The following is a 26,751-nucleotide window of genomic DNA, read 5'->3' on the forward strand; positions in this document are numbered from 1 at the left end:
ATGCAACTTAATTCCACGGAAATTAGCGATCTGATCAAACAGCGTATCGAATCTTTCGATGTTGTTAGTGAAGCTCGCAACGAGGGTACTATCGTATCGGTAAGCGATGGTATCATCCGCATCCACGGCCTAGCGGACGTGATGCAAGGTGAAATGATTGAATTACCGGGTGGCCGTTATGCACTGGCACTTAACCTTGAGCGTGACTCGGTTGGTGCGGTAGTAATGGGCCCATATGCTGACCTTAAGGAAGGCATGAAAGTTACAGGTACTGGCCGCATTCTTGAAGTGCCAGTTGGTCCAGAACTACTAGGCCGCGTAGTAAACACGCTGGGTGAGCCTATCGATGGTAAAGGTCCAATCGAAGCGAAATTGACTTCACCTGTAGAAGTGATCGCACCAGGTGTAATCGACCGTAAATCGGTAGACCAACCTGTACAAACTGGCTACAAATCAGTTGACTCAATGATCCCAATCGGTCGTGGTCAGCGTGAGCTTGTAATCGGTGACCGTCAGACTGGTAAAACAGCGATGGCGATCGATGCGATCATCAACCAGAAAAACTCTGGTATTTTCTCAATCTACGTAGCAATCGGTCAGAAAGCATCGACTATCGCTAACGTAGTTCGCAAACTAGAAGAGCACGGCGCGCTAGCAAACACTATCGTTGTTGTTGCATCTGCTTCTGAATCTGCAGCGCTACAATACCTAGCGCCATATGCAGGTTGTGCGATGGGTGAATACTTCCGCGATCGCGGCGAAGACGCACTGATTGTTTACGATGATCTATCTAAACAAGCGGTAGCTTACCGTCAGATCTCTCTACTACTAAAACGTCCACCAGGCCGTGAGGCATTCCCAGGTGACGTGTTCTACTTACACTCACGTCTACTAGAGCGTGCTGCTCGTGTAAACGAAGAGTACGTAGAGCGTTTCACTAACGGTGAAGTGAAAGGTAAGACTGGTTCTTTGACTGCTCTTCCTATCATCGAAACTCAAGCAGGTGACGTTTCAGCATTCGTACCGACTAACGTAATCTCGATTACCGATGGTCAGATCTTCCTACAAACTGAGCTATTCAACGCAGGTGTACGTCCAGCGGTTGACCCAGGTATCTCAGTTTCTCGTGTAGGTGGTTCAGCTCAGACAAAAATCATCAAGAAACTATCAGGTGGTATTCGTACAGCACTAGCTGCATACCGCGAACTAGCAGCATTTGCTCAGTTCTCTTCTGACCTTGATGAAGCAACGAAGAAACAGCTAGACCATGGTCAAAAAGTTACAGAACTAATGAAGCAGAAGCAGTACGCTCCAATGTCTGTATTTGACCAAGCACTAGTTATCTTCGCGGCAGAGCGCGGTTACCTTGACGATGTAGAACTGAACAAAGTTCTAGATTTCGAGGCGGCTCTACTATCGTACGCTCGCGGTCAATACGCTGAATTAGCAGCTGAGATCGACAAGTCTGGTGCTTACAACGATGAAATCGAAGCTCAGTTGAAGAAACTGACTGACGACTTCAAAGCAACCCAAACTTGGTAATTAGGTCGGTGGCAGTTTCTGCCACCAACTAACGGAGAGTAACGATGGCCGGCGCAAAAGAGATACGTAATAAAATCGGTAGTGTTAAAAGCACGCAGAAAATTACGAAAGCGATGGAAATGGTAGCAGCTTCAAAAATGCGTCGCTCTCAAGATGCAATGGAAGCTTCTCGTCCATACGCTGAAACAATGCGTAAAGTGATCGGTCACGTGGCAAACGCAAATTTAGAGTACCGTCATCCGTACCTAGAAGAGCGTGAAGCGAAACGTGTTGGTTACATCATCGTTTCGACAGACCGTGGTCTGTGTGGTGGTTTGAACATCAACGTGTTCAAAAAAGCCGTTACAGACATCCAAACATGGAAAGAGAAAGGCGCTGAAATTGAGCTGGCAGTGATTGGCTCGAAAGCAACAGCTTTCTTTAAACATGGTGGCGCAAAAGTTGCGGCACAGGTTTCTGGCCTTGGCGACAGCCCTAGCCTAGAAGACCTAATCGGTTCTGTTGGCGTAATGCTTAAGAAATACGATGAAGGTGAACTGGACCGTCTATACGTAGTGTTCAACAAGTTTGTGAACACTATGGTTCAGCAACCAACGATCGATCAATTGCTACCTTTGCCTAAATCGGACAGCAAAGAGATGCAGCGTGAGCACTCATGGGACTACATCTATGAGCCTGAGCCAAAGCCTCTACTGGATACACTATTAGTGCGTTACGTAGAGTCTCAGGTATACCAAGGTGTGGTTGAGAACCTTGCTTGTGAGCAAGCGGCTCGAATGATTGCGATGAAGGCTGCAACGGATAACGCAACCAACTTGATTGAAGATCTGGAACTTGTGTACAACAAAGCCCGTCAGGCTGCGATCACACAAGAACTGTCGGAAATCGTTGGTGGTGCATCTGCGGTTTAAGCTTAGGTAAAACGAAATAGTTTAGAGGATTAACGATGGCTACAGGTAAGATCGTACAGATCATCGGTGCGGTAGTCGACGTAGAGTTCCCACAGAGCGAAGTACCTAGTGTATATGACGCTCTAAACGTAACGGACTCAAAAGAGCGTCTAGTTCTTGAAGTTCAACAACAGCTAGGCGGTGGCGTAGTTCGTTGTATCGTAATGGGTAGCTCTGATGGTTTACGTCGTGGAGTTGAAGTGGTTAACACTGGCGCTCCAATTTCAGTACCAGTAGGTACTAAAACTCTAGGTCGTATCATGAACGTCCTAGGTGACGCGATTGATGAGCGTGGTGAGATCGGTGCAGAAGAGGTTTACTCTATCCACCGTGAAGCACCAAGCTACGAAGAGCAATCAAACGAAACAGCACTTCTAGAAACTGGTGTTAAAGTAATCGACTTGGTTTGTCCATTCGCTAAGGGTGGTAAAATCGGTCTATTCGGTGGTGCAGGTGTAGGTAAGACCGTTAACATGATGGAACTTATCAACAACATCGCACTTCAACACTCAGGTCTATCAGTATTTGCTGGTGTTGGTGAACGTACTCGTGAAGGTAACGATTTCTACTTCGAGATGCAGGAAGCGGGCGTTGTAAACGTTGAGAATCCTGAAGAATCTAAAGTAGCGATGGTTTACGGTCAGATGAACGAGCCACCGGGCAACCGTCTACGTGTTGCTCTGACTGGTCTAACAATGGCAGAGCGTTTCCGCGACGAAGGTCGTGACGTACTACTGTTCGTTGATAACATCTACCGTTACACACTTGCAGGTACTGAGGTATCAGCACTTCTAGGTCGTATGCCTTCAGCGGTAGGTTACCAGCCAACTCTTGCAGAAGAGATGGGTGTACTACAGGAGCGTATCACGTCAACTAAGCAAGGTTCTATCACGTCTGTACAGGCGGTATACGTACCTGCGGATGACTTGACTGACCCGTCTCCAGCAACAACGTTCGCGCACTTGGATGCAACGGTTGTACTTAACCGTAACATCGCAGCAATGGGCCTATACCCAGCGATCGACCCACTAGATTCAACGTCTCGTCAGCTAGACCCACTAGTTGTTGGTCAAGATCACTACGACATCGCTCGTGGCGTTCAGCAGACACTTCAGCGCTACAAAGAGCTGAAAGACATCATTGCGATTCTAGGTATGGACGAGCTATCTGAATCAGATAAGCAAGTTGTATCTCGTGCACGTAAGATTGAGCGTTTCCTAACTCAGCCTTACCACGTAGCAGAAGTATTTACAGGCGACCCTGGTGTTTACGTACCTCTTAAAGAGACTCTACGTGGCTTCAAAGGTCTACTAGCTGGTGAGTACGATGACATTCCAGAGCAAGCGTTCATGTACTGCGGTACGATTGACGATGCTATCGAGAATGCGAAGAAGCTATAAGGCTAACTAGGAGGCGATATGGCACCAATAACCTTTCACCTAGACGTAGTGAGCGCTGAGAAACGTATTTTCTCTGGTCGCGTAGAAACGTTTCAGGTGACCGGTAGCGAAGGTGAGCTGGGTATTTTCCACGGCCACACTCCGCTGCTGTCCGCTATTAAGCCTGGTATGGTGCGTATTGTGAAACAGCACGGCCACGAAGAGTTCATTTATGTCTCTGGTGGTATGGTCGAAGTTCAGCCTGGTACTGCTACAGTACTGGCTGATACAGCGATTCGTGGTGAAGATCTAGACGCAGCGAAGGCAGAAGAAGCCAAGCGCCGCGCTGAGGAGAAAATCCAGAATCAGCATGGTGACATGGACTTCGCACAAGCGGCCAGCGAACTGGCTAAAGCCATTGCTCAGCTTCGAGTTATCGAGCTGACCAAAAAGCGTCGCTAAGCTCAATTAGCAACGTTGCATGACAAAAGGCGGCCAAAGTGGTCGCCTTTTTGATTATTTTTAGTTGGAAATTTACTTAATTCCATTAACTATTCAAAAAGAGCTGTTTAAAATAACGGCCAATTAACAGAAAACGTCAATAGGTTATCAATGAAATTCAGTGCTGTGATTCTTGCAGCGGGTAAAGGTACCCGTATGCACTCAAATATGCCTAAAGTGCTACACACTTTGGCAGGGAAGCCAATGGTTAAACATGTTATCGATACTTGTACTGGCCTTGGCGCACAAAACATTCACCTAGTCTTTGGTCACGGTGGTGATCAAATGCAAACCACACTTGCAGATGAGACTGTCAACTGGGTACTTCAAGCGGATCAGCTTGGTACTGGCCACGCGGTGGATCAGGCTTCTCCACGTTTCGAAGACGATGAAAAGATCCTAGTTCTTTATGGTGATGTCCCACTAATTTCTCCTGAAACCATTGAAAACCTACTTGATGCGCAACCTACAGGTGGCATAGCGTTACTTACTGTAATGCTCGATAACCCGACTGGTTACGGCCGTATCATTCGTAAAAATGGTCCAGTAGTTGCTATCGTTGAGCAAAAAGACGCAAGCGAAGAACAAAAGCAAATTAAAGAGATCAACACTGGCGTAATGGTTGCGACTGGTGGTGATCTGAAGCGTTGGTTGTCTGGCTTAAACAACAACAATGCTCAAGGTGAGTACTACCTAACAGACGTTATTGCTGCTGCGCACGACGAAGGGCGTGCCGTTGAAGCGGTTCACCCAGTGAATGCCATTGAAGTAGAAGGTGTTAATGATCGCGCTCAACTTGCTCGTCTAGAGCGTGCGTTCCAATCTATGCAAGCACAAAAACTACTTGAACAAGGTGTGATGCTACGTGACCCTGCGCGTTTTGACTTACGCGGTGAGCTTCAGTGCGGTATGGATTGTGAAATCGATGCCAATGTGATCATCGAAGGTAACGTATCGCTGGGTGATAACGTGATTATCGGCACAGGTTGTGTGCTGAAAGATTGTGAAATCGACGATAATACTATCGTTCGTCCTTACAGTGTGATTGAAGGTGCAACCGTTGGTGAAGAGTGTACCGTCGGTCCATTCACTCGTCTGCGTCCTGGAGCTGAGCTACGTAACGACGCGCACGTCGGTAACTTCGTGGAAGTGAAAAACGCGCGCATTGGTGAAGGCTCTAAAGCAAACCACCTGACTTACCTTGGTGATGCGGAAATCGGCCAACGCACTAATATCGGTGCGGGCACGATTACGTGTAACTACGATGGCGCAAATAAGTTCAAGACCATCATTGGTAACGACGTGTTTGTTGGCTCTGATAGCCAGCTGGTGGCACCTGTCACTATTGCTGATGGTGCCACTATTGGTGCTGGTACCACACTGACTAAAGACGTGGAAGAGGGTGAGTTAGTGATCACTCGCGTTAAAGAGCGTAAGATTACTGGTTGGCAACGTCCAGTTAAGCAAAAGTAAGCTTTACCTGAATTCTCAAAGCCGCTCCAGTGAGAGCGGCTTTGTCGTTTTTAGTGCAAGTATCAGTAACTGGGAATCGCGATACGCTTTTCTAACCAACGTACTGCTTGAGAAACGAATAGAATGAGCAACAAGTACTCCAGAACCAAGAAGGTATAAATTTCTAACGGTAAGTACTCATTCACCACCAACTCGTTGGCACGTCTCGTTAAGTCACTTAAACCGATTACGCTCACCAGAGAACTCATTTTGAGGATGTAGACAAACTGATTCCCTAACGGCGGTAAAATTTGTCGAAATGCTTGCGGAAGAATCACCAAGCGCATCTTCTGCCAATAATTCAAACCAAGTGATTCTGCCGCTTCATGCTGACCTCGGTTGATCGCTTGAATCCCACCGCGAAATACTTCTGCCATAAACGCACTTTCAGCGATAGTCAGTGCAATTACCCCCGCCCAAAAATGATTGAGAGAGACATCGAGCAGCGTTGGCATGCCGTAGTAAACCCATAAGAGCAACACCAATACTGGGATTGAGCGGATCACCTCAACGTAGATGCGATTCATCCATTTGAGCGTTGGGGAGCGAGAAAGTGCAGGCAATGCAATCAGCAGCCCAAGCGTCATGGCAAAACACATACTCAAGAGTGACACTTGAATGGTGTCATTAAACCCCGCGACTAAAAACTTTAGGTTGGTTATCCCTTGTTCCGTTGACGGGTCGAGTACATACCAGCCCCATTGGTAATCTGAGCAACCCGTTAGCAACAGCAGCGAAATCAGCCATAGAGTTCGAAAGGTCACATTTACTCCCTGAATTAACTAAAAAACTTCCATTGTTACTGCTATGTTATCAATGGGGTTGTAATAAAGGTTAATAATTAAACCGTATAAGGTCATTATTTTTAAGGGAATAAAAATGAAAAAGATTTTGTTTGCGCTAGGAATATGTCTGCTTATGGTCACTCAAGTTGTTCATGCTCAGAGCCGTCTTCAAGAGATTCTGGATAAAGGCGTGTTGAGAGTAGGGACGACTGGGGACTGGAATCCGATGACAATGAAAGATCCAGCCACGAACAGTTACCGTGGTTTTGATATTGATGTCACAACCGAGCTTGCTAAAGATTTGGGTGTCAAAGTGGAGTACATTGCCACCGATTGGAAAACGCTGGTTAATGGCATTACGGCCAACAAGTACGATATCACTGGCAGTGCGTCTTTAAACATGTCGCGTGCGAAAGTAGCCGGTTATAGCCAACCCTATTTCTACTTGGCGTTTGTGCCAGTGGTGCAGAAAAAAGATCTCGCCAAATTCTCTGATTGGGCGGATTTTAATAAACCCGATGTGAAAGTGGCTGCGACGTTAGGTACGGTACAAGAAAAAATGGTGAAAGAGTTCTTCCCATCGGCGCAGCATATTGTGATTGAAGCCCCCGCGCGAGATTTCCAAGAGCTGTTGGCTCGCAGAGCGGATGTGTCTGTGACTTCCAATGTGGAAGCGGCGACGCTGGTGGACAAGTTCAAACAGTTGGCGATCGTGCCTGTGAAAGCTCCTCGCAGACCGACTCCAATTGCCATGTTGTTACCACAAGACGACCAAGTCTGGATTAACTACATCAATCACTGGGTGGAGTTAAAAAAAACACAAGGCTTCTTTAAGCAGACTGCTCAGAAGTGGGGGCTGAAAAGTTTATAAATGAAAAGAGCCGCATTACGCGGCTCTTATTATGATCGGATGGACTGAAGTACTGACTTAAAGTTCATCTTCGCTGACGACGCGAGCGTTGTCAGGTGTAGTGAAATGCTTAGAGAGTTCACGATTCGACAGAATGTAACCCATCCACAAGCCACCCATACAAATGACGATTGCCACGCCCGTAACCACTTGAGCTTGGCTTGCCATCGCGGCAACTAATGCGCTCGATAAGCTGCTCACACAGATTTGCAGACTGTTCTGTAGACCTGCTGCTGTCGCTGGGCTTTGGTGTGCACTAGCTAGGGCACGGTTTACGACGATTGGGTAAAGCGCACCATTTGCAACGGCAATCAAACAGAATGGCGCAAGAATTGGCCAGATTGACGTGAGCTCCCACTGTGAAGCGACGAAAATCAACAACGCGGCAACACTGAATAAACCGATCAACTGACGTAGAATTTTTTCATCACCAAATTTGCGAACACCAACTTTACCTAGGTAACCACCCACCATGAAAGCAATGGTTTGTGGGATAAAGCTCAAACCGATGTCTTTTGCTTCGTAGCCGAGTTGAGACATGATTTCTGGCATACCAGTAAGGTAAGCAAAGAACGCTGCCGAAGCGGTTGCGAACATAAACACGTTACCTAGGTAAGTTTTTGAACCTAGTAACGCTTTAATATCCGCAGACATGCTGGTTTGTTTGATTTCGGCTTGTTCGTTCTTTTGTGCCATGGTGGCAGCAACCAGCACCACGCCAACAAGCGTTAATGCGATAAAAATACTGTGCCAACCAAAGCTATCCGCTAAAACCACACCCAGTTGAGGTGCAAGTGCTGGTGATAGTGCCACCAACGGCATGATGGTTGCAAAAATTTGCTGGCTACTGCTGGAGTAACGCTTGATTACCATCGCTTGCCAGATAACCGCAGGAGCACAAACGCCGATTGCTTGCACAAAGCGCAGTGTCAGTAGCTGCCAAACTTCATCGCAGAATGCTAAGCCGAATGAGGCAATGGTAAAGAGTACCAGACCTGCGGCCAGCGTATTGCGGTGACCAAATTTATCCGATGCCAATCCCCACATCAACTGACCAAAAGCCATACCTACAAGAAATACGGTCAGAGAAAGTGCGATTTGTTCGGGACCTGTAGCAAAGTCGATTTCCATCGCTTTGAACGCAGGTAAGTACATGTCAGTGGCAACAAAGCCAAGCATAGATAAAGCTGCAAGATAAACGAGCTGTAGTTTTGATATTTTCATGATTCAACCAATCAAATTATTTAATCATTTTTTAATCAATATCAGTTGGCGCCAACCCTGATTTATTTACCTTATTATTCTATTTTTCGATTTTGAGAAAATAAAACGCTAAAATTGTTGGTTATCAATCAAATTTTTTGAAAGGTCAGAAATCATGTTCTCCAAAGCATCATTGGAAATGCTCGATACGGTTGCTCGGTTAGGTAGTTTCACGGCCGCTGCTGAAGTGCTTCACAAAGTTCCTTCGGCGATCAGCTATGGCGTGCGACAGGTAGAGCAGGATTTGGATGTCGTGCTATTTCGCCGCTTACCAAGGAAAGTTGAATTAACACCAGCGGGTGAGCTATTCATGGCTGAAGCGCGCTCGTTACTGCGTCAGATGGAAGAGGTGAAAGCACAAACTCGTCGAGCTGCGCACGGCTGGAAAACAACGTTGAAACTGACGCTAGATAACGTAGTGAAGCTCGAAAAGCTCAAGCCGTTAGTGGAAGATTTCTATCGTGAGTTTGAATTTGCGGAACTGCAAATCAACATGGAAGTCTTTAACGGCTCTTGGGAGGCGATCGCTCAAGGTCGTGCCGACATCGTCGTCGGAGCCACTTCAGCAGTTCCAGTCGGCGGGGATTTCGAAGTGAAAGACATGGGTGTGTTGGATTGGGCGTTTGTCATGTCGCCTGCTCATCCTTGCGTACGTCAGCAGGTTCTCACCGAAGAGTTTGTTAGCCAGTTCCCCGCGATTTGTCTGGATGACACATCGAACGTACTGCCAAAACGACACACAAGTCACTATGCCAAGCAGCGTCGTTTATTATTGCCGAATTGGTACAGTGCGATTGAATGTTTAAAAAATGGCGTTGGAGTCGGGTATATGCCGCGTCATATTGCGATGCCACTTATTCATGAAGGTGTGCTGGTGGAGAAACTGCTGCAAGATGACAAGCCATTGAGCCGATGCTGTTTGGTATGGCGTAAAGATGACGATCATAAGTTGATCCAATGGATGGTGGATTATTTGGGATCACCGAATCAGTTGCATCAAGATTGGTTGCAGTGTTAGTCAAAAGAATCATCCGATCTCAGTATTAGCTCATCACTTGGTCCATGAAACCGTAAATTGGAAACAAAACACCTCGCCGCAGCGAGGTGTTGATAAGGCGAATTAAGACAAGAAAAACTTGTAGGATGGATTATCGGTTTCATCCTTACATTGGTAGCCAAGTTCTCGTAAATGCGTTGAAAATTGGGCTAAATCGCTTTCATCTAACTCGAAACCACATAGAACGCGTCCGTAGTCGGCGCCGTGGTTACGGTAGTTGAATAGGCTGATGTTCCAATGGGTGCCAAGCGTGCTTAAGAACTTCAATAGTGCGCCTGGATACTCAGGAAATTCAAAGCTATAGAGACGCTCTTTCAGCTGTTTAGAGGGCTTGCCACCGATCATGTAACGAATGTGCAGTTTGGCCATTTCATCGTCGGACAAATCCACGACTGGGTAGCCACCTTCGCGTAGATCGCGAATGATGTTATCCAGCTCTTCCTGACCGCCTTGCAGGCGTACACCAACAAAGATATTCGCCAGTTCATCATCGTTGTAACGGTAGTTAAACTCGGTGACAGCGCGGCCGCCAATCAGATTACAGAATTCAAAGAAAGCGCCTTGGCGTTCTGGAATCGTCACGGCTAATAGACCTTCACGCTTCTCACCTAATTCACAACGCTCTGAAACATAGCGTAAACCATGGAAGTTGGTATTCGCGCCAGACAACACCGTGGCAAGGTTTTTGTTTTCCAGTTGGTTTTGCTCAACAAACTTCTTCAAGCCAGCAAGCGCAAGCGCCCCGGATGGTTCAGCAATCGCGCGAGTATCCTCAAAAATGTCTTTTACGGCAGCGCAGATTTCATCGCTTGAAACCGCCACATGACCATCAATGTATTTCTGACACAAGCGGAACGTTTCTTCACCGATGCGTTTTACCGCCACACCATCGGCAAACATGCTGACTTGGTCGAGCACCACCGGTTCACCAGCATCAAGCGCCGCTTTCAGACAAGACGAGTCTTCCGGTTCGACGGCGATGACTTTGATTTCTGGCATCAGTTGCTTGACCAGAACCGCTACACCAGCCGCCAAGCCTCCGCCTCCAACTGGCACGAAGATGTAGTCGAGATGACCATTTTGCTGCAGCATTTCCATGCCGATGGTGCCTTGACCTGCGATCACCAATGGGTGGTCGAAAGGAGGCACGAACGTATAACCGTGTTGTTCTGACAAGCGTTCGGCTTCGGCTTTTGCTTCATCAAAGTTGCTGCCGTGCAGCACCACATTGCCACCGAAACTGCGTACCGCATCGACTTTGATGTCTGGCGTTGTCTTTGGCATAACAATCGTGGTTTTGATTCCGAGTTTGGTGCCAGACAGTGCCATGCCTTGAGCGTGGTTACCAGCCGATGCTGCAATCACGCCTGCGGCTTTCTGTGCTTCAGTTAGGCTTGCCACCATGTTGTAGGCACCGCGCAGTTTGAACGAGTGCACGGGTTGGCGGTCTTCACGCTTGATCTGCACGTTATTCCCGATACGTGCAGATAAACGAGGCATTTCTTGCAGTGGCGTTACTGTTGCGACTTCATAAACAGGTGCGCGAAGGATTTGGCGCAGATAGTCTGCGCCAGATTGATTCGCTTTTTTTTCGGGTTGAGATTCCATCATGGCTAGCCCTCTAGCTTCGATTTATCTCGTACTGCACCTTTGTCAGCACTGGTTGCCATGCTGGCGTACGCTTTTAGGGCGAAAGACACTTCACGTTGACGATTTGCTGGTTTCCAACCAAGTTCGTCTTGTTTTACGCGGCGCTCTGCAAGTTCCAGTTCAGAGATCTCAAGAGAGATGCTGCGATTTGGAATATCAATCGCAATCAAATCGCCATCTTGAACCAAGCCGATCGCACCGCCATTGGCCGCTTCTGGAGAAGCATGGCCGATAGACAAACCAGAGGTACCACCAGAGAAGCGGCCGTCAGTTAATAACGCACACTCTTTACCTAAGCCCATCGATTTTAGATAAGTGGTTGGGTAGAGCATTTCTTGCATGCCCGGGCCACCTTTTGGACCTTCGTAGCGAATCACAACTACATCGCCCGCTTTCACTTTGCCGCCAAGGATGCCGTCTACCGCATCTTCCTGGCTTTCAAACACTACTGCAGGGCCAGTAAATTTCAGGATGCTTTCGTCCACACCAGCAGTCTTTACAATACAACCATCCAGCGCGATGTTGCCTTTCAGAACGGCAAGGCCGCCATCTTGGCTAAACGCGTTTTCTTTGGTGCGGATACAGCCTTCCGCGCGGTCATCATCGAGGGTATCCCAGCGACAATCTTGCGAGAATGCTTGTGTGGTGCGGATACCCGCAGGGCCAGCACGGTAGAATGATTTCACTTCTTCTGAATCGGTCAGCATGATGTCGTATTTGGCTAGCTGTTCTTCCCAAGTCAGTCCTAGTACTGTCTTAGACTGATTGTGCAGCAGACCTGCACGGTTCAGTTCACCAAGGATACCGACAACGCCACCCGCACGGTGTACATCTTCCATGTGGTATTTTTGCGTTGAAGGAGCCACCTTACAAAGGTGTGGTACTTGGCGAGACATGCGGTCGATGTCCGTCATATCAAAATCGACTTCACCTTCTTGCGCCGCAGCTAAAAGGTGTAACACCGTATTGGTCGAGCCGCCCATTGCGATGTCGAGTGCCATCGCGTTTTCAAATGCGGCTTTGGTCGCGATATTGCGTGGTAGAGCCGTTTCGTCATCTTGCTCGTAGTAGCGTTTGGTGAGTTCAACGATGCGTTTACCTGCATTGATAAACAGCTCTTTACGGTCGGCATGCGTGGCCAACAGCGAGCCGTTGCCTGGCTGAGACAGACCCAGAGCTTCCGTCAGACAGTTCATTGAGTTTGCAGTGAACATGCCTGAACACGATCCACAGGTTGGGCACGCGCTGCGTTCGATCTGTTCGCTTTGTTCGTCAGACACTTTTGGATCGGCGCCTTGGATCATGGCATCGACAAGGTCTAGCTTGATGATCTGATCTGAAAGCTTGGTTTTGCCCGCTTCCATTGGGCCGCCAGATACGAAGATAACTGGAATGTTGAGACGCATTGACGCCATCAGCATCCCTGGAGTGATTTTGTCACAGTTAGAGATACACACCATGGCATCTGCACAGTGCGCATTAACCATGTATTCGACCGAGTCGGCAATCAATTCACGTGATGGCAGCGAGTAAAGCATGCCGCCGTGACCCATTGCGATGCCATCATCGACGGCGATGGTATTGAATTCTTTTGCGATGCCGCCTGCCGCTTCAATCTCTTGAGCAACAAGTTGGCCTAAATCTTTAAGGTGTACGTGGCCTGGTACGAACTGAGTGAATGAGTTCACCACGGCGATGATTGGTTTACCGAAATCTTCATCTTTTACACCGGTTGCACGCCAGAGCGCACGAGCTCCCGCCATGTTACGACCATGTGTGGTGGTTGCTGATCTATATTTTGGCATTTCTTAAATCCTTCTTACTGCTGCTCTGGGTACACATAGTCTAACCAGCCCCACTTATCTTCCGTGGTGCCGTTAAATAGGCCAAAGTAGGCTTCTTGCAATTCTTTGGTAATCGGACCGCGTTTACCGCTGCCCACTTCAATTTTGTCGATGGTTGCCACAGGCACAACTTCTGCTGCGGTACCAGTCATGAATACTTCATCCGCAAGGTATAACGCTTCGCGAGCAATGTTAGCTTCACGGACTTCGTAACCTTTATCGCGAGCAATGGTCATGATCGAGTCACGAGTGATGCCCGGTAGGATAGCGCTGGTTGCTGGTGGTGTGGTGATCACGCGATTTTTGATGACAAAGATGTTCTCGCCCGCGCCTTCTGACAAGTAACCGTCAACACTCAGTGCGATACCTTCGTCGTAACCATGACGACGTGCTTCACCACCAACGAGTAGTGAAGAAAGGTAGTTACCACCCGCTTTTGCAGCGGTAGGGATGGTGTTAGGTGCCGCGCGATTCCAGCTTGAAATCATCGCATCCACGCCTTTTTCTAGTGCTTCTTCACCAAGGTACGAGCCCCATGGGAACGCCGCGATGATCAGCTCCATTTCGGTGCCTACTGGAGGACACACACCTAAACCGACATTGCCCACAAATCCCAATGGACGAATGTAAGCGCTGTCGAGTTTGTTTTGACGCAGAGTTTCACGCGTTGCTTCCATGATTTCTTCAACAGAGTATGGAATAGGGAAGCGGTAAATTTTGGCGGAATCTTTTAAACGCTGTGCATGTTCACGGTGACGGAAGACAATTGGGCCTTTTGGTGTGTTGTAGCAGCGTACCCCTTCAAATACCGAGGTGCCGTAATGCATGGCGTGAGTGAGAACATGCACGTTCGCCTCTGCCCATGGAACCATCTCACCATTAAACCAAATGAAATCTGCAGTTTTCGTTGCCATTTGTTGCCTTCCTTATGCACTTACGTGTTGTTGTAAGTTGTGATTTGGCAGTTCATCGTTGCGGATTTTCAGCACCTCAACTTTACGAACGTCCCACAACTTCTCAATTTGATTGATCAAAAACGAGATTGGTCGATCGCTGTCGACGATGATCTCGACGCTGGCTACTTTACTTTCGTGGTTTTGAGTAGCGGCCACCTGTTTGATCACAAAGCCTCGGTGACGAATCACACGTAGAACGCGCTCTAACAGTACCGGTTTGTCGTCGGCTTTGATGTCGAGTAAATATCTGTCCATGTGATGTCTCCTACGTGTTTTCCAACATATCACTGTTTGATGCACCAGGTGGTACAAGTGGCCACACGTTTTCTTCTTCATCAATTAAAACGTGAAGCATGTAAGAAGTTTCGCTCGCTAGCATCTCTTTAAGTGCAGGTTCGACTTCTTCTTTCTTGGTGATGGTTTTGCCCGGAATGTCGAAGGCTTTTGCCAACATCACGAAATCTGGGTTGTCATCAAGAATGGTTTCACTGTGGCGACCGTCGAAAAACAGTGATTGCCATTGGCGAACCATGCCAAGACGTTGGTTGTTTAGGAGAACAATCTTCACTGGAATTTGGCGACGTTTTAGCGTGCCTAGCTCCTGTACGTTCATCATGAATGAACCGTCACCTGTAATAAGGATAGACTGATCATCCGGACGCGCGACTGATGCGCCCATTGCAGCTGGCAAACCAAAACCCATGGTGCCTAAGCCTGCGGAAGTAATGAAGTTTTGCGGATCGCGTGGCTGAATGTGCTGAGCTGCCCACATTTGGTGCTGGCCTACGTCAGTCGAGACGATGGCGCTGTCTGGCATCATGTCAGATAACTGCTTAAGCAGCAGCGGCGCGTAGATAAGTTCGCCAGGGTGGTCGTAACGCCACTTAAAGCCGCTACGCAGACTTTCACTGTGGTGAACCCACGATGAGATATCTTGAGTCAGCTCCAATTGAGGAAGAATGGTATTGATGTCGCCTCGCAGTGGTGCGTTTGCGTGGCGAAGCTTATGGATTTCTGCCGCATCGATGTCGATATGGATGACTTTGGCGTACGGCGCGAAGGTATCGAGTTTGCCCGTCACACGGTCATCAAAACGCGCACCTACGACAATCAACAGATCCGCTTCTTGAACCACAAGGTTGGCCGCTTTGGTTCCGTGCATACCCAACATGCCTAAGTAGTGAGGGTCATGGCGTTCAATCGTACCTAAGCCTTTCAGAGTGCTTACCGCTGGCATCGGATTCAGACGTAAGAACTCTCTCACTGCATCTGTTGCTTTCGCTAGCTGCACACCGCCGCCGACATACAATACCGGGCGAGTGGATGCCGCCAGTACGTCTTGCGCGCGTTTAATGTCTTCAGCGCTGACGTCTTCGATTTCAGGTGCAACGTAAGGTGGCAGTAATTCTGTTGGGGCTTGAGCAAGCTGAACATCTTTCGCAATATCGACAATGACCGGGCCCGGACGACCCGTTTTGGCCACTTCAAACGCTTCGGCTAGCGTAGGGGCAAGATCTTCAATGTCAGTAACGAGATAACTATGCTTAGTACAGGCGAGAGACATACCAATCACATCCATTTCTTGGAACGCATCGGTACCGATATGAGAGCTGGCAACCTGACCTGTGATGGCTACCAAAGGAACGGAATCAAGGAAAGCGTCGGCTAGGCCGGTAACAAGGTTGGTGGCCCCAGGGCCGGAAGTTGCCATGCACACGGCAACATCTTGAGTGGATCGAGCCATACCGATGGCGGCCATGGCGGCCCCTTGTTCATGACGGCATAAGATGTGCTCGACACCCCCGTCATACAAGGCATCATAGATTGGCATGATGGCTCCACCGGGATAACCAAATACCGTCTTGATGCCTTGCTGTCTTAAAGCGGCTACGACAAGTTGTGCACCAGTCATCGTAAACCTCCTTTGCTACGTTGTGGCTCGTAGCGATTGCCATGTGTGTTGCACTTCATGTGCGCTCCCATTCTTCCCGTTAAACTGTCCGAGGGTTAGACAGATGACAACTTGTAGTTGTAAAAAAACCCCCGGACTTTTCAGCGCGGGGGTTTTTTGTAATTTGTGGTTACCTTTCGCCCACAAGCCCCCGCGCGGTGCCAATAATGACCACGATAATCAGGGCTAGCAGTGTGTTGATGTGAGCGAATAGGTTCATCTGTCTGTCGTTCTTTTTTCGTTAAATAGTATTGTGTAATGTTCTACGAAAATGTTTGCGTCATTAGTGGTATCACACAAATCCGCTGCATGACAAGCAAAAAGTCATTCTTTTTTCACATTAACTCTCAATTTGGACGCGGTATATAACATAACCACATAGATAAAACATTTGTTTATATAGTGTTCAATAGATTGGGGAGTTTATGGGGCTGGCATTCATTCATAGTCGGGCAAGTGTCGGGGTGCAAGCGCCGTCAGTTAGTGTGGAAGTGCATATCAGTAATGGCATGCCCGGCTTTACTCTCGTTGGGTTGCCGGAGACTACGGTAAAGGAATCCAAAGATCGTGTACGCAGTGCGATCATCAATTCAAATTTCCAGTTTCCAACCAAGCGCATTACGGTCAATTTGGCTCCGGCGGATTTACCTAAAGAAGGCGGTCGTTTTGATTTGCCTATCGCATTGGGTATTTTGGCGGCTTCAGAGCAAATCGCGACAGATAGGCTCAAAAACTACGAATTTGTTGGCGAATTAGCCCTGTCTGGAGGATTAAGACCTGTCAAAGGTGTGCTTCCTGCCGCGTTGGCTGCAAGCAAAGTAGGACGTCATTTGGTGGTGCCTCATGTCAATGGTGATCAAGCAGCGCTGGTGGGCAAAGAGCAACATAAGTCAGCGCAATCCTTACTTGAGGTGTGTGCGGAGTTATGTGGTCAGCATCGTCTCAATCTTTATCAAACTCCGAAGCGAAAAACGGTTGAAAAGCATGGTCGAGATCTACAAGACATCATTGGCCAGCAACAAGGCAAGCGTGCTCTAGAAATTGCGGCGGCTGGAAACCACAACCTACTTTTCCTTGGTCCTCCTGGTACAGGAAAAACCATGCTGGCGTCGCGTTTATGCGACTTACTGCCGGAGATGAGCGACGAAGAAGCGATGGAAACGGCTTCAGTCGCATCACTGACGCAAAGTGAGATTAATGAGCACAACTGGAAGTCGCGTCCGTTTCGTGCGCCGCACCATTCCAGTTCGATGGCGGCATTAGTTGGTGGTGGCTCGGTGCCAAGACCGGGTGAGATTTCTTTGGCTCACAATGGGTTATTGTTCCTTGATGAAATGCCGGAGTTTGACCGTAAAGTGTTGGACTCGTTACGAGAACCACTGGAATCGGGTGAGATCATCATTTCGCGCGCACAAGGAAAAACGCGTTTTCCTGCTCGTTTTCAGCTGGTGGGCGCGTTGAATCCAAGCCCAACTGGCTATTACGAAGGGAATCAAGCTCGCACTAACCCTCAAGCTATTTTGCGTTACTTAGGTCGTTTATCGGGGCCGCTTCTCGACCGTTTTGATATGTCGTTAGAAATTCCATCCTTACCGAAAGGCACGTTGGCGGAAGGTGGTGATAGAGGTGAACCCACAGAACTCGTCAAAGAGCGCGTCAGTCTTGCTCACGAGAGCATGCTCAATCGAAACGGCAAAGTAAACGCACTGCTCGGCAGCTGTGAGATTGAGGCATTTTGCCCATTGCAAAAAAGCGATGCGGAATTTCTCGAAACTGCACTCCATCGGCTGGGATTATCGATTCGTGCCTATCATCGCATCATTAAAGTGGCCCGCACGATAGCGGATTTAGAAGGTGCTGAGCAGATTGAACGTTCTCATTTGGCGGAAGCGCTCGGGTATCGCGCGATGGACCGATTGCTGAAACAACTCACGGCTCAAGCCGTATAGTGGTCATTTGAGAGGAGTTCGCGGCGAGTATTCACATGTTCGCCGCGAGAACCATGTTAGAAGCTGTAGTTAAAGCCTAACGACAAAAGGTATTCATTTTCGTCATAAAAGGTGATGTTTGAATCGGTTTGGCTATAACCCGCGAAGGAAATGAACGACCAGTTCTGCCAATCAAACACGTTTTGGTATTCGTAAGCGGCAAACAAGCTCAAGGTGTCATCACTGCGCGTTTTCGCAAAAGTTTGGCTAGCCGATTGATAATCTTTGAGTGCATAGCCTGCGGTTAAGGCTAAACGATGACGGTTGATAAACTTAAACCAACTTACGTCAAAGGCATAAGAGTCATACGATTCTGCTTTTCCATCCGCATCTTGGTTGATGTAGGTGAACGCGGGTTGCAGTAGCGATGTTTGGTCTAGTGAAATACGATATTCGCCTTTTACGTAATAAATACTGGCATCACGCGCGAGTGAACGATCGGTGACTTCATCTTGTTCGACATCTTTATCGGCATAAGCTAAATCGAGGGTGAAGTTTCTATCGATCAAACCTTTGATTTGAAATCGATAGGCGTTACCACCTTCATCCGTTGTTTGACGAGCCGTACCCACTTGATAAGGATTACGCCACGTTTCGCCTTTGAGGACGGTCGGAAGGTAAGAGACATCCAATACTGTGCCTGACGGCAGTTCGTACTGATAGCCTAATTGAAAAGCCAGCGTACCGACTGCCACATCGGAACGCGTTGTACCAGCATACACTTGGTAGTTGAGCTGGTGACCAAACGTGTAGGCGACACTTCCGAGCGGCGCTGCGATGACGGTTGTGTCGCTTTCAGCGCTTTGGTTTAACGAGTCGATGGTTTTGCTGTTGTCGGTATTAAAGTTCGATTCCGATGAAATCACACCAGCATTGATTGAGATTTCGCCGCTGAACCCTGCAGTTTCAGCGAGTTGAGCCTGAGCAGCACTGACGACAAAGGCCAAAGGCAAAAGGGTTAGCCTTGGTTTCATTCGTTATCTCCTTGTTGTCGAATGAATATTGTGATTTTGATATGAGTCTGGTTTTACATAAAACAAATCTGACCATTCTCACAAATGTTCCAATGTGGCAACGGAGCAGTATAATTACACGCTGTTTTATTACTCACACCTTATCACTGTTGTTTGGTTATCATGTTGGCATATTTGTTATTTTTTTTTAACGCTTCTTTTGTGATCCTCAATTCTGCGATTTGTTCACTCGTAATTTGTGTCATCGCTATTTTTAAGATCCTACTTCCGACCACACAGTTAAAAGCTAAAGGGACGGAAGCTGCCAACAAAGTGATGTGGATTTGGGCGACCGTCAATGCGGGGATTCTTGCCTTGTCTAACCGTGTGGAGTGGGACGTTCAAGGCATCGAGAATCTGAAAAAAGATGGTTGGTATTTGCTGATCAGCAATCACCTCAGTTGGACGGATATTGTTGTGCTGTGCTGCGTATTTAAAGATCGCATTCCAATGCCGAAGTTTTTCCTCAAACAACAACTGCTGTATGTGCCGTTTATTGGTATGGCATGTTGGGCGTTAGACATGCCTTTCATGCGTCGTTACTCTCGTGAGTATTTAATTCGTAACCCTCACAAACGTGGCCAAGATTTGGCAACCACACGTCGTTCGTGTGCCAAGTTCAAGCATACTCCAACCACGGTTGTGAACTACGTGGAAGGTACACGCTTTACTGAAGAGAAGCAGCGTAAAAGCAAAGCGGGCTACCAATACCTGTTGCAACCCAAGTCAGGCGGTATTGCTTACACATTGGCGGCAATGGGCGAGCAGTTTGAGAACATCATTGATGTGACCCTCGCGTATCCAGAGAATACGGACAAACCTTTTAAAGACATGCTGATGGGGCGCATGACTAAGATCGTGGTCCATGTGAAAGTGTTGCCAGTTGATGAGCAGGTGTTAGGGGATTACTTCAACGACAAGCCGTACAAGCGCCAATTCCAGCAATGGTTAGGGGATGTGTGGCAAGAGAAAGACCAACTGCTACAAGAGATTCACAAATAAAAAGGGGAGCCATGTGCTCCCCTTTTTATTTGTGCGTTGCGCTTATTTTAGCGTTAGCAAGTAGTTCACCAGTGCAAAGTACTCATCCATTGATTTAATGCTTTGTGCTTGAACTAGGTATTTGTTATTTACGATAACCGCAGGAACGCCTGTCAAACCGCTGTTTTCGAACTGCTTGTCCATACGACGAACCATTGAATCAACCGCGAAGCCGTTGTAAGCCGCGTCAAATTTCTTCGCGTCTATGCCTTCATCTAGGAAGATTTGGCGAAGTTCAGCGTCGTCACGTGGTGGTTTGCGCATGTTGTGGATGCGGTTAAACATCACTGGCACCATTTGATCTTCAACCTTCATTGCGACCATCGTGGCGAATGCTTTGCTCATTGAAGGGCCCATGTTGCCACCCATGAAAGACACGTGGTTCTTTTGCAGTTTGGTGCCTTCAGGTAGCTGCTTTTTAAGCTGCTGGATAACTGGTTCAAAGGTATTACAGTGTGGGCAGTAGAATGAGAAGAACTCAGTCACTAAAGGCTTCTTTGATACCTCAAGATCCAATACTTTGTAATGTTCACCTTCTTTGAATTGCGCTGCATGTGCCGACAGGCTTAGCATCAGCATAGAAAACAGTGCGAACAGTTTTTTCATCTAAATATCTCCATTTTGAATTGTTCGGCCTGACTTACCATTGAGGCATTAAAGACAGTGGTGCTTCTTCTAAGCTGGCAATCTGCTCTTTAAATGCAAGGACCTGACCTTCCCAGTATTTTGGCTCATTAAACCATGGAAAAGCGAGTGGAAATGCCGGGTCATGCCAACGTTTTGCTAGCCATGCCATATAGTGCACCATTCGTAGACCGCGAAGCGGCTCGATTAGTTTCAATTCCGCGGCGTTAAAATCGCAAAACTCTTGATATGCCTCTAAAATGATGTCCAGTTGCATCAGCTTATCTTGGCGTTCGCCGTTAAGTAGCATCCACAAATCTTGTACGGCAGGGCCGTTGCGCGAGTCATCTAAATCGACAAACATTGGGCCGTCGCGCCACAAGATGTTACCCGGATGGCAATCGCCATGCAGACGAATCGTTGCGAAGCTGCCTTGCCAGTGGTTTTCGATGGCTTTGATGAGCATGTCCAAGTCATTGAAAAAGCTGTTTTCTAAATGCATCGGGATCATATTGGCGTTTTGCAAAATCTCACGTGGTTGGTAGAGATACTCTTGCAAACCAATGGTAGGGCGATGTTGAAAAGCTTGTCGGCTGCCGACTTTATGGATGCGTCCTAAAAAGCGACCAACTCCTTCAAGCTGCTCTAAGTTATCGACTTCAAACTGACGACCGCCTACGCTTTCGAAGAGAGCGAACCCATAGCCTTGATAGTGGTGTAGGGTGTTGCCATTGATGCGTACGGGTGGGGCGACGGGGATTTCGTTATCAATCAGCTCAAGCGTGAAATCGTGCTCTTCTTGAATCTGCTCGTTGCTCCAACGTTCCGGACGATAGAACTTCACGACGTAGCGACGACGCTCTTCATCGGTAAATTGATACACGCGGTTTTCGTAACTGTTGAGAGGCAGAAAGCCCGATTCAGCACGAATGCCAATGCTTTCTAACGCGTACCACATGAAATCAGGGGTGAGGGCGTCAAAGTTAAACATACTTTGGGACATATAAATAAAAAGGCTCATTACTGAGCCTTTTTCCATTAATTGTCGACGTTGTCGTTACAGCTTTTTGATAAACCGACTTTCAACTTCGATAGTGAATTCGTTGCTCTTATCGGTGAGTATAAACTGAATTGTGGTGATCGCAGAGTTTAGCTTGTCAGGATCGGCACCAAGGCTCATTGGCAAGTTCAACACTTCCCCTGGCTCAACTTGAATTGTTTGTTTGCCGTACCAACTCACATCGTTCAATCCTTTTACATCCAGATTGTATTCTTGGACTTGTTGAGTTTTGTTGATCACTTTTAGGGTGTAGGTGTTTTCTACTTCGCCAGCGCTGTTCACGCGGAACAGTTGGTTACGGTCGCGAATCACGCTCATGCCTGCAGGATCGACGGCGGCGATTTGAGCGAAGAACAGACCAATCATCACCAAGAGTACCGCGCCATAGCCCAGTAGCTTAGGTCGCATCACTTTGGTGTGTTTGCCCGATAGACGGTGTTCGGTGGTGTAGCTGATTAAGCCTTTTTCGTAGCCCATGCGATCCATAGTGTTGTCACACGCATCAATACAAGCGCCACAGTTAATACATTCATACTGCAAGCCGTCACGGATATCGATGCCAGTTGGACACACCTGCACACACAGATCACAGTCAATACAGTCACCTAAGCCCAGTTGTTTTGGATCGGCTTTACGTGAACGCGGACCGCGCTTTTCACCACGTTTGGTATCGTAACCGACGATGAACGTGTCTTTGTCGAACATCGCTGATTGAAAACGCGCGTAAGGACACATGTGAATACACATGATTGAGCGCATCCAACCTGCGTTGCCGTAAGTACAGATGGCAAAGAACATCACCCAGAATACTGGCCAGAAGTTCGCGTTGAAGGTGAAGAAATCAATCACCAGTTGTTTCATCGGCACAAAGTAACCAACAAAGGTGAATCCTGTGGCGAGCGCGATAGCAAACCAAGCGATGTGCTTGAGTGTTTTACGCATAGCTAAGTTGGCGGTGAGTTTATTGGCGTCTTGTTTGCGACGTTTATTCGCGCTGCCTTCGAGTTTTTCTTCAAACCAGATGTACATGAAGGTCCACACGGTTTGCGGGCAGAGATAGCCACACCAGACTCGGCCTAAAAAGGTGGTAATGAAGAACAGGCCAAACGCTGCGATCACAAAGAGCAAAGCGAGTAGGGTCAGATCTTGCGGATAAAGCGTGGTGCCGAAAAAGTTGAACTGCTGGTTGCCGATATCAAGCAAGATCGCTTGTCGCTCGCCGTATGGGATCCACGGTACCAAAGCAAACAGTAGCAGTAAGAACCAACCACCGTAGCGACGCAGTTTTTGGTAAGTCCCTTTACTTTCTCGAACGTAGATGCGATTGCTTGGGTTAAAACGATCCCCGTTTCCTTTATGGGTTTTCGGGTTGAAAGTCTTGGGAGTCACATCTTTGATATCGATCTTATCCTGACTCATGCACTCATCCTTCTTAGGCTTTTTTATAATGTACGGCGGCATTTCTGGTGATGTCGCTCTGTGACATTGCTATTAATTATTTTAGTTAATACTGATAAACGGCGATTATACAAGCAATAACAATTCCTTTTCTTTAACGCAGTCTACGTTTAACAACAAAAGTCAGTACAGTTAACTTAATAAACGGCTGAACAGTTATAACTGTATTAAAAATCTATTTGATTTAGTTATAAAAAAAGCGACTCTGAGGAGTCGCTTTGAAAGTCGTGAGACGTGTTTATTTGATGATGCCGCGAGCACGTAAGATGGCGGTTTTGAAGTCATCTTCTTGGTCTTTCTTCAGGCCTGGGATCATTTCGTCTTTGCTGCTGTTGCGCATTTTAAGATGGTAGATCAGTACGTCGTCGGAGAGATCTTCCAACTTGCCGTCGTAGCCCGCCTCTTGCGCCAGTTTGACGATGAATTGCAGCAGGTTCATTTCTTGGTCTTTTTGCCACTCAGGTTCTAATAGCTCAAGTAGCTCTTCTATGCGATGACACTTCATTTCTTTCTCCACAATATTTATAAGTATTTGCGCTTAAGGTATCAAATTGCATCGCGAAGACAAATAGAAAAGGAAGGAAAAGAAAAAGCGCAGCTGGCGCCGCGCTTTTGGTTAAGCTGCTTTGATAACTTTGGTTGTAACACTCGACACTATTGCTGTCTTCTCAACCAGTGTCATAGCTGGCGCAACTTGTTTTGCCTTAGATGCAGTAGTGAAGCCACTGCGGCGGCGCATTGCACTTGTATTGGTGTGTGCGAACCTGACTGTAGTTGGGCGCATTCGATTACCTAACTGCCAGGCATATCCATTGCCGATGTAATGGCCTGATTCATTATGAGTTGAGCTTCAACTGCTTGAAGGGTGGCTCTTTTGGCTTTCGCCAGTCCAATAAATGAGTCAGGAATACCGATATGCATGCATATCATGTATAGGTTAGCACCCTTGTTATAATTGGTCGATAGTTGAGCAATTGAATTCTCTCGATTTTGTTATTTTGTCGCTCGGATCGACGCAAAAATTTGTTTTGATCCCATGATCAGCAGTAGTAGTATGAGATCTCGACAAAGGAGGTGCATATGTCATTTTTGAAGAAGACACTTGCGAGCTTTGGGATCGGCAGCGCTAAGGTAGATTCGATTCTAAATCAGGATGTGCTTTATCCCGGTCAAAGTGTGGATGTTTCTATTCACGTTTATGGTGGCGCGACAGAACAAGCGATCGATAATATCGATATGAAGCTTTGTTGCCGCTACATCGCAGAGGCTCCGGACGACCGTGGTGCGCGAGAAGGGCACAGCATGCGTCGAGTACCGCAAACGCATGTCTTGGCGAAATGGAATCTCCCGTACGCCTTTACGATTCATCCTGGTGAAGAGCGCACCTTCGACGTCAAACTCGACGTGCCTTGGAACACGCCAGTGACCATCGGCGATGCAAAAGTCTGGCTAGAAACCGGCTTAGATGTGGCGATGGCGCTTGACCCTACCGACAAAGACATTCTCACCGTTAGACCCGACCCACTTATGGATGCCATATTGTCAGCGTTTGAAGCCCAAGGCTTGCGTATTCGCCAAGTCGAATGCGAAGAGGTAAAAGGTTTCGAACTGCCATTTGTACAAGAGTTTGAAATGGTGCCCACTGATGGCCCGTATCATGGCGTATGGCGCGAGTTAGAGTTTGTCGCGCATCGCGATGAGCAAAACCTCAAGCTTTGGTTTGAGATTGACCGCACTCGCAGTGGCTCTCGCGGTATGCTTGCCAGCTTGCTCGGCAGTGGAAAACTCAAGCGCGAACTGTGTATTCCGGTGACAACAAACTTGGAAGAAGTGGGTGAGCTTGTCCTCAATTACCTCGACCAAACGACCGCGATTCACGAGTCTTAATTTTAGCTTACACGTGTACGCTTAATGTGCCATACTAGAGCGAATATTCAAAACTCTAGTATAGGCGCATTGATGTCCTCACCGCAGAAACCTCAATACAGTCAAAGTGAAGAGCTTGCCAACACCATCACGCACGGTATTGGGATGATTTTCGGCATTGTCGGGTTAATCCTGTTGTTAATCAAAGCGACAAACCACCAAGCTGACACATTGACCGTGACAAGCATGGCGATCTACGGCTCCAGTATTATTGTGCTGTTTTTAGCCTCAACGCTGTACCACGCGATCCCTCACCCTAAAGCGAAACGCTGGCTGAAAACCTTCGACCATTGCGCTATTTATCTGCTTATTGCTGGCAGTTACACGCCATTTTTGTTGGTGAGTTTACGCACGCCACTTGCGTTTGGCTTGATGATAGTTATCTGGAGCATTGCTCTGCTCGGCATCATCATGAAGGTCGCGTTTGTTTATCGCTTTAAGAAGTTGTCGCTGATGACTTATTTGGTGATGGGATGGCTGTCGTTAATTGTGATTTATCAGTTGGCGATCAATCTGGATATCGGTGGACTTACGCTGCTTGCGGTGGGCGGTTTGGTGTACTCGCTAGGGGTGATTTTCTACGTAGCGAAGCGCATTCCCTTTAACCATGCGATTTGGCACGGCTTCGTTTTAGCGGGGTGTATGTGTCACTTCTTCGCGATTTATTACTTTGTCGAGCCTATCTAAACTTAGCGACCTAAGCCTCACGCGTCAGCGTGGCAAGATACGCTCGACAAAGAATATCAGACCCGTATTAGCGAGTTTTCACTTCTAATACTTTGGCAGAAAACTGGTATTGCTGAGATTGCGGTACGGCCAGTTTAATGCTCTTACCTTGTTCTGCTTGCTGTGGTCGCAGGTAGGTATCCGCCATTCGTTTGATGGATTGCCAAACCGTGACCTTTTCTTTCGCCAGTTGCTTGCCAGACATATCAAACACTTGTACCTCAACTTCCACCTGAATGACAGATTGAGAGCTTTGGTTGGTGATAGACGTTGGCAGTACCAGTTCTCCACCTTCGTAGCTCGCAGAGCCAATCAGTACGTCAACCCCTGAGTCTGACAGCTGCATGGTTGGCTTTTTCGCGTTCACAACCACGGTTGTACCGACGGTTTTTGTTACGACCGGAATTGTCGCAATCGCAGGAGCTGCGACAGTTTCAACCGCGCTTGTTGTGATTTGGGCTACGGCCTCTTTTGGCGCAGAACTTGTCATCACGTATTCCCAAGTAAAGTCATCGTTCAACTTCACTTCTCGACCGTCGACTAAAGTGACGACTTCAGCGGCGTAGGCGGATGAGGTGGCGAGTAGGGTCGCCAGAGTGATCCATGTTTTCATTG

24 protein-coding genes are annotated in these 26,751 nt (G+C 47.7%); 11 read left to right on the top strand and 13 right to left on the bottom strand.

The features are described from left to right. From atpA to glmU, 5 genes are all read left to right on the top strand, one after another. A complete protein-coding gene (atpA, locus tag UF05_RS15125) occupies positions 1-1,542 on the top strand; it encodes a F0F1 ATP synthase subunit alpha (RefSeq protein ID WP_020839874.1) in 1,542 nt (513 codons plus the stop codon). Positions 1,543-1,586: 44 nt separating this feature from the next. Then, on the top strand, positions 1,587-2,453 hold the full coding sequence (atpG, locus tag UF05_RS15130; protein WP_005457304.1) for a F0F1 ATP synthase subunit gamma: 867 nt from the start codon (positions 1,587-1,589) through the stop codon (positions 2,451-2,453). A 35-nt stretch (positions 2,454-2,488) separates the two neighbouring features. After that, entirely contained in the window at positions 2,489-3,892 is a 1,404-nt protein-coding gene (gene atpD / locus UF05_RS15135; RefSeq protein WP_005481178.1) for a F0F1 ATP synthase subunit beta, read from the top strand. A gap of 18 nt (positions 3,893-3,910) precedes the next feature. Then, on the top strand, positions 3,911-4,333 hold the full coding sequence (locus tag UF05_RS15140; protein WP_005456027.1) for a F0F1 ATP synthase subunit epsilon: 423 nt from the start codon (positions 3,911-3,913) through the stop codon (positions 4,331-4,333). Positions 4,334-4,483: 150 nt separating this feature from the next. Continuing rightward, the gene (glmU, locus tag UF05_RS15145; protein WP_005497454.1) at positions 4,484-5,845 is read left to right on the top strand and encodes a bifunctional UDP-N-acetylglucosamine diphosphorylase/glucosamine-1-phosphate N-acetyltransferase GlmU; all 1,362 of its coding nucleotides are present in this window, start codon (positions 4,484-4,486) and stop codon (positions 5,843-5,845) included. A gap of 62 nt (positions 5,846-5,907) precedes the next feature. On the opposite strand, the gene UF05_RS15150 is transcribed toward glmU, so the two are convergent. After that, the gene (locus UF05_RS15150; RefSeq protein ID WP_017449315.1) at positions 5,908-6,648 is read right to left on the bottom strand and encodes an amino acid ABC transporter permease; all 741 of its coding nucleotides are present in this window, start codon (positions 6,646-6,648) and stop codon (positions 5,908-5,910) included. Between the two features lie 115 nt (positions 6,649-6,763). On the opposite strand from UF05_RS15150, the gene UF05_RS15155 reads away from it, so the two are divergent. Next, positions 6,764-7,540, top strand: coding sequence for a transporter substrate-binding domain-containing protein (locus UF05_RS15155; RefSeq protein WP_031852410.1), 777 nt, complete (start codon positions 6,764-6,766; stop codon positions 7,538-7,540). Between the two features lie 57 nt (positions 7,541-7,597). Here UF05_RS15155 and punC read toward each other — a convergent pair whose 3' ends face one another. Further along, positions 7,598-8,803: a purine nucleoside transporter PunC gene (punC, locus tag UF05_RS15160; RefSeq protein WP_025631385.1), complete on the bottom strand. Its 1,206-nt coding sequence runs from the start codon at positions 8,801-8,803 to the stop codon at positions 7,598-7,600. A 154-nt stretch (positions 8,804-8,957) separates the two neighbouring features. Between punC and punR the strand changes: the two genes are divergently transcribed. Beyond that, complete coding sequence (punR, locus tag UF05_RS15165) at positions 8,958-9,860, top strand: DNA-binding transcriptional activator PunR (RefSeq protein ID WP_045545968.1); 903 nt, start codon at positions 8,958-8,960, stop codon at positions 9,858-9,860. Between the two features lie 102 nt (positions 9,861-9,962). On the opposite strand, the gene ilvA is transcribed toward punR, so the two are convergent. The 5 genes from ilvA to ilvG are packed head-to-tail and all read right to left on the bottom strand — an operon-like array spanning position 9,963 to position 16,261. Next, positions 9,963-11,510, bottom strand: coding sequence for a threonine ammonia-lyase, biosynthetic (ilvA, locus tag UF05_RS15170; protein WP_015297539.1), 1,548 nt, complete (start codon positions 11,508-11,510; stop codon positions 9,963-9,965). Between the two features lie 2 nt (positions 11,511-11,512). Beyond that, complete coding sequence (gene ilvD / locus UF05_RS15175) at positions 11,513-13,354, bottom strand: dihydroxy-acid dehydratase (RefSeq protein ID WP_045545969.1); 1,842 nt, start codon at positions 13,352-13,354, stop codon at positions 11,513-11,515. A 14-nt stretch (positions 13,355-13,368) separates the two neighbouring features. Next, positions 13,369-14,307 (bottom strand): branched-chain-amino-acid transaminase, encoded by a 939-nt coding sequence (gene ilvE, locus UF05_RS15180; RefSeq protein WP_021483937.1) that lies wholly within the window; start codon positions 14,305-14,307, stop codon positions 13,369-13,371. A 12-nt stretch (positions 14,308-14,319) separates the two neighbouring features. Next, on the bottom strand, positions 14,320-14,604 hold the full coding sequence (gene ilvM / locus UF05_RS15185) for an acetolactate synthase 2 small subunit (RefSeq protein ID WP_005378958.1): 285 nt from the start codon (positions 14,602-14,604) through the stop codon (positions 14,320-14,322). Between the two features lie 10 nt (positions 14,605-14,614). Further along, positions 14,615-16,261 carry an acetolactate synthase 2 catalytic subunit gene (ilvG, locus tag UF05_RS15190; protein WP_045545970.1) on the bottom strand — a complete coding sequence of 549 codons (1,647 nt, stop codon included), beginning with the start codon at positions 16,259-16,261 and terminating at the stop codon, positions 14,615-14,617. Positions 16,262-16,725: 464 nt separating this feature from the next. Here ilvG and UF05_RS15195 point away from each other — a divergent pair, with 464 nt between their 5' ends. Continuing rightward, complete coding sequence (locus tag UF05_RS15195; protein WP_045545971.1) at positions 16,726-18,249, top strand: YifB family Mg chelatase-like AAA ATPase; 1,524 nt, start codon at positions 16,726-16,728, stop codon at positions 18,247-18,249. Between the two features lie 56 nt (positions 18,250-18,305). Here UF05_RS15195 and UF05_RS15200 read toward each other — a convergent pair whose 3' ends face one another. After that, positions 18,306-19,262, bottom strand: coding sequence for a DUF2860 domain-containing protein (locus tag UF05_RS15200; protein ID WP_045545972.1), 957 nt, complete (start codon positions 19,260-19,262; stop codon positions 18,306-18,308). Positions 19,263-19,424: 162 nt separating this feature from the next. Here UF05_RS15200 and UF05_RS15205 point away from each other — a divergent pair, with 162 nt between their 5' ends. Beyond that, positions 19,425-20,303 carry an acyltransferase gene (locus UF05_RS15205; RefSeq protein ID WP_021483960.1) on the top strand — a complete coding sequence of 293 codons (879 nt, stop codon included), beginning with the start codon at positions 19,425-19,427 and terminating at the stop codon, positions 20,301-20,303. 42 nt (positions 20,304-20,345) lie between these two features. Here the strand turns inward: UF05_RS15205 and UF05_RS15210 are convergent, their stop codons facing one another. From UF05_RS15210 to UF05_RS15225, 4 genes are all read right to left on the bottom strand, one after another. After that, positions 20,346-20,948: a thiol:disulfide interchange protein DsbA/DsbL gene (locus UF05_RS15210; RefSeq protein ID WP_005454748.1), complete on the bottom strand. Its 603-nt coding sequence runs from the start codon at positions 20,946-20,948 to the stop codon at positions 20,346-20,348. A 34-nt stretch (positions 20,949-20,982) separates the two neighbouring features. After that, a complete protein-coding gene (locus UF05_RS15215; protein ID WP_020839880.1) occupies positions 20,983-21,969 on the bottom strand; it encodes a serine/threonine protein kinase in 987 nt (328 codons plus the stop codon). Positions 21,970-22,023: 54 nt separating this feature from the next. Beyond that, on the bottom strand, positions 22,024-23,445 hold the full coding sequence (gene ccoG / locus UF05_RS15220; RefSeq protein ID WP_015297519.1) for a cytochrome c oxidase accessory protein CcoG: 1,422 nt from the start codon (positions 23,443-23,445) through the stop codon (positions 22,024-22,026). Positions 23,446-23,722: 277 nt separating this feature from the next. Further along, a complete protein-coding gene (locus tag UF05_RS15225) occupies positions 23,723-23,989 on the bottom strand; it encodes a YihD family protein (protein WP_005461387.1) in 267 nt (88 codons plus the stop codon). A 575-nt stretch (positions 23,990-24,564) separates the two neighbouring features. Here UF05_RS15225 and UF05_RS15230 point away from each other — a divergent pair. Further along, positions 24,565-25,371 (top strand): sporulation protein, encoded by an 807-nt coding sequence (locus tag UF05_RS15230; RefSeq protein ID WP_005497426.1) that lies wholly within the window; start codon positions 24,565-24,567, stop codon positions 25,369-25,371. Positions 25,372-25,443: 72 nt separating this feature from the next. Beyond that, the gene (gene trhA / locus UF05_RS15235; RefSeq protein ID WP_020839884.1) at positions 25,444-26,097 is read left to right on the top strand and encodes a PAQR family membrane homeostasis protein TrhA; all 654 of its coding nucleotides are present in this window, start codon (positions 25,444-25,446) and stop codon (positions 26,095-26,097) included. 67 nt (positions 26,098-26,164) lie between these two features. Here the strand turns inward: trhA and UF05_RS15240 are convergent, their stop codons facing one another. Further along, positions 26,165-26,749: a DUF3157 family protein gene (locus tag UF05_RS15240; RefSeq protein WP_020839885.1), complete on the bottom strand. Its 585-nt coding sequence runs from the start codon at positions 26,747-26,749 to the stop codon at positions 26,165-26,167. Between the last annotated feature and the right edge of the window lie 2 nt (positions 26,750-26,751).

Origin of the sequence: Vibrio sp. S457-15 (genome assembly GCF_000960545.1) — a bacterium.
GTDB classification, from domain to species: Bacteria; Pseudomonadota; Gammaproteobacteria; order Enterobacterales; family Vibrionaceae; genus Vibrio; species Vibrio parahaemolyticus.

What these genes read in the sequence shown, in the direction of transcription:
- UF05_RS15195 (WP_045545971.1), top strand. Translation starts at nt 16,726, where the DNA reads ATGGGGCTGGCATTCATTCATAGTCGGGCAAGTGTCGGGGTGCAAGCG.
- glmU (WP_005497454.1), top strand. Translation starts at nt 4,484, where the DNA reads ATGAAATTCAGTGCTGTGATTCTTGCAGCGGGTAAAGGTACCCGTATG.
- UF05_RS15240 (WP_020839885.1), bottom strand. Translation starts at nt 26,749, where the DNA reads ATGAAAACATGGATCACTCTGGCGACCCTACTCGCCACCTCATCCGCC.
- trhA (WP_020839884.1), top strand. Translation starts at nt 25,444, where the DNA reads ATGTCCTCACCGCAGAAACCTCAATACAGTCAAAGTGAAGAGCTTGCC.
- ilvM (WP_005378958.1), bottom strand. Translation starts at nt 14,604, where the DNA reads ATGGACAGATATTTACTCGACATCAAAGCCGACGACAAACCGGTACTG.
- punC (WP_025631385.1), bottom strand. Translation starts at nt 8,803, where the DNA reads ATGAAAATATCAAAACTACAGCTCGTTTATCTTGCAGCTTTATCTATG.
- ilvG (WP_045545970.1), bottom strand. Translation starts at nt 16,261, where the DNA reads ATGACTGGTGCACAACTTGTCGTAGCCGCTTTAAGACAGCAAGGCATC.
- UF05_RS15225 (WP_005461387.1), bottom strand. Translation starts at nt 23,989, where the DNA reads ATGAAGTGTCATCGCATAGAAGAGCTACTTGAGCTATTAGAACCTGAG.
- ilvA (WP_015297539.1), bottom strand. Translation starts at nt 11,510, where the DNA reads ATGATGGAATCTCAACCCGAAAAAAAAGCGAATCAATCTGGCGCAGAC.
- atpG (WP_005457304.1), top strand. Translation starts at nt 1,587, where the DNA reads ATGGCCGGCGCAAAAGAGATACGTAATAAAATCGGTAGTGTTAAAAGC.
- UF05_RS15205 (WP_021483960.1), top strand. Translation starts at nt 19,425, where the DNA reads ATGTTGGCATATTTGTTATTTTTTTTTAACGCTTCTTTTGTGATCCTC.
- UF05_RS15200 (WP_045545972.1), bottom strand. Translation starts at nt 19,262, where the DNA reads ATGAAACCAAGGCTAACCCTTTTGCCTTTGGCCTTTGTCGTCAGTGCT.
- UF05_RS15230 (WP_005497426.1), top strand. Translation starts at nt 24,565, where the DNA reads ATGTCATTTTTGAAGAAGACACTTGCGAGCTTTGGGATCGGCAGCGCT.
- punR (WP_045545968.1), top strand. Translation starts at nt 8,958, where the DNA reads ATGTTCTCCAAAGCATCATTGGAAATGCTCGATACGGTTGCTCGGTTA.
- ilvE (WP_021483937.1), bottom strand. Translation starts at nt 14,307, where the DNA reads ATGGCAACGAAAACTGCAGATTTCATTTGGTTTAATGGTGAGATGGTT.
- ccoG (WP_015297519.1), bottom strand. Translation starts at nt 23,445, where the DNA reads ATGAGTCAGGATAAGATCGATATCAAAGATGTGACTCCCAAGACTTTC.
- ilvD (WP_045545969.1), bottom strand. Translation starts at nt 13,354, where the DNA reads ATGCCAAAATATAGATCAGCAACCACCACACATGGTCGTAACATGGCG.
- atpD (WP_005481178.1), top strand. Translation starts at nt 2,489, where the DNA reads ATGGCTACAGGTAAGATCGTACAGATCATCGGTGCGGTAGTCGACGTA.
- atpA (WP_020839874.1), top strand. Translation starts at nt 1, where the DNA reads ATGCAACTTAATTCCACGGAAATTAGCGATCTGATCAAACAGCGTATC.
- UF05_RS15155 (WP_031852410.1), top strand. Translation starts at nt 6,764, where the DNA reads ATGAAAAAGATTTTGTTTGCGCTAGGAATATGTCTGCTTATGGTCACT.
- UF05_RS15215 (WP_020839880.1), bottom strand. Translation starts at nt 21,969, where the DNA reads ATGTCCCAAAGTATGTTTAACTTTGACGCCCTCACCCCTGATTTCATG.
- UF05_RS15210 (WP_005454748.1), bottom strand. Translation starts at nt 20,948, where the DNA reads ATGAAAAAACTGTTCGCACTGTTTTCTATGCTGATGCTAAGCCTGTCG.
- UF05_RS15140 (WP_005456027.1), top strand. Translation starts at nt 3,911, where the DNA reads ATGGCACCAATAACCTTTCACCTAGACGTAGTGAGCGCTGAGAAACGT.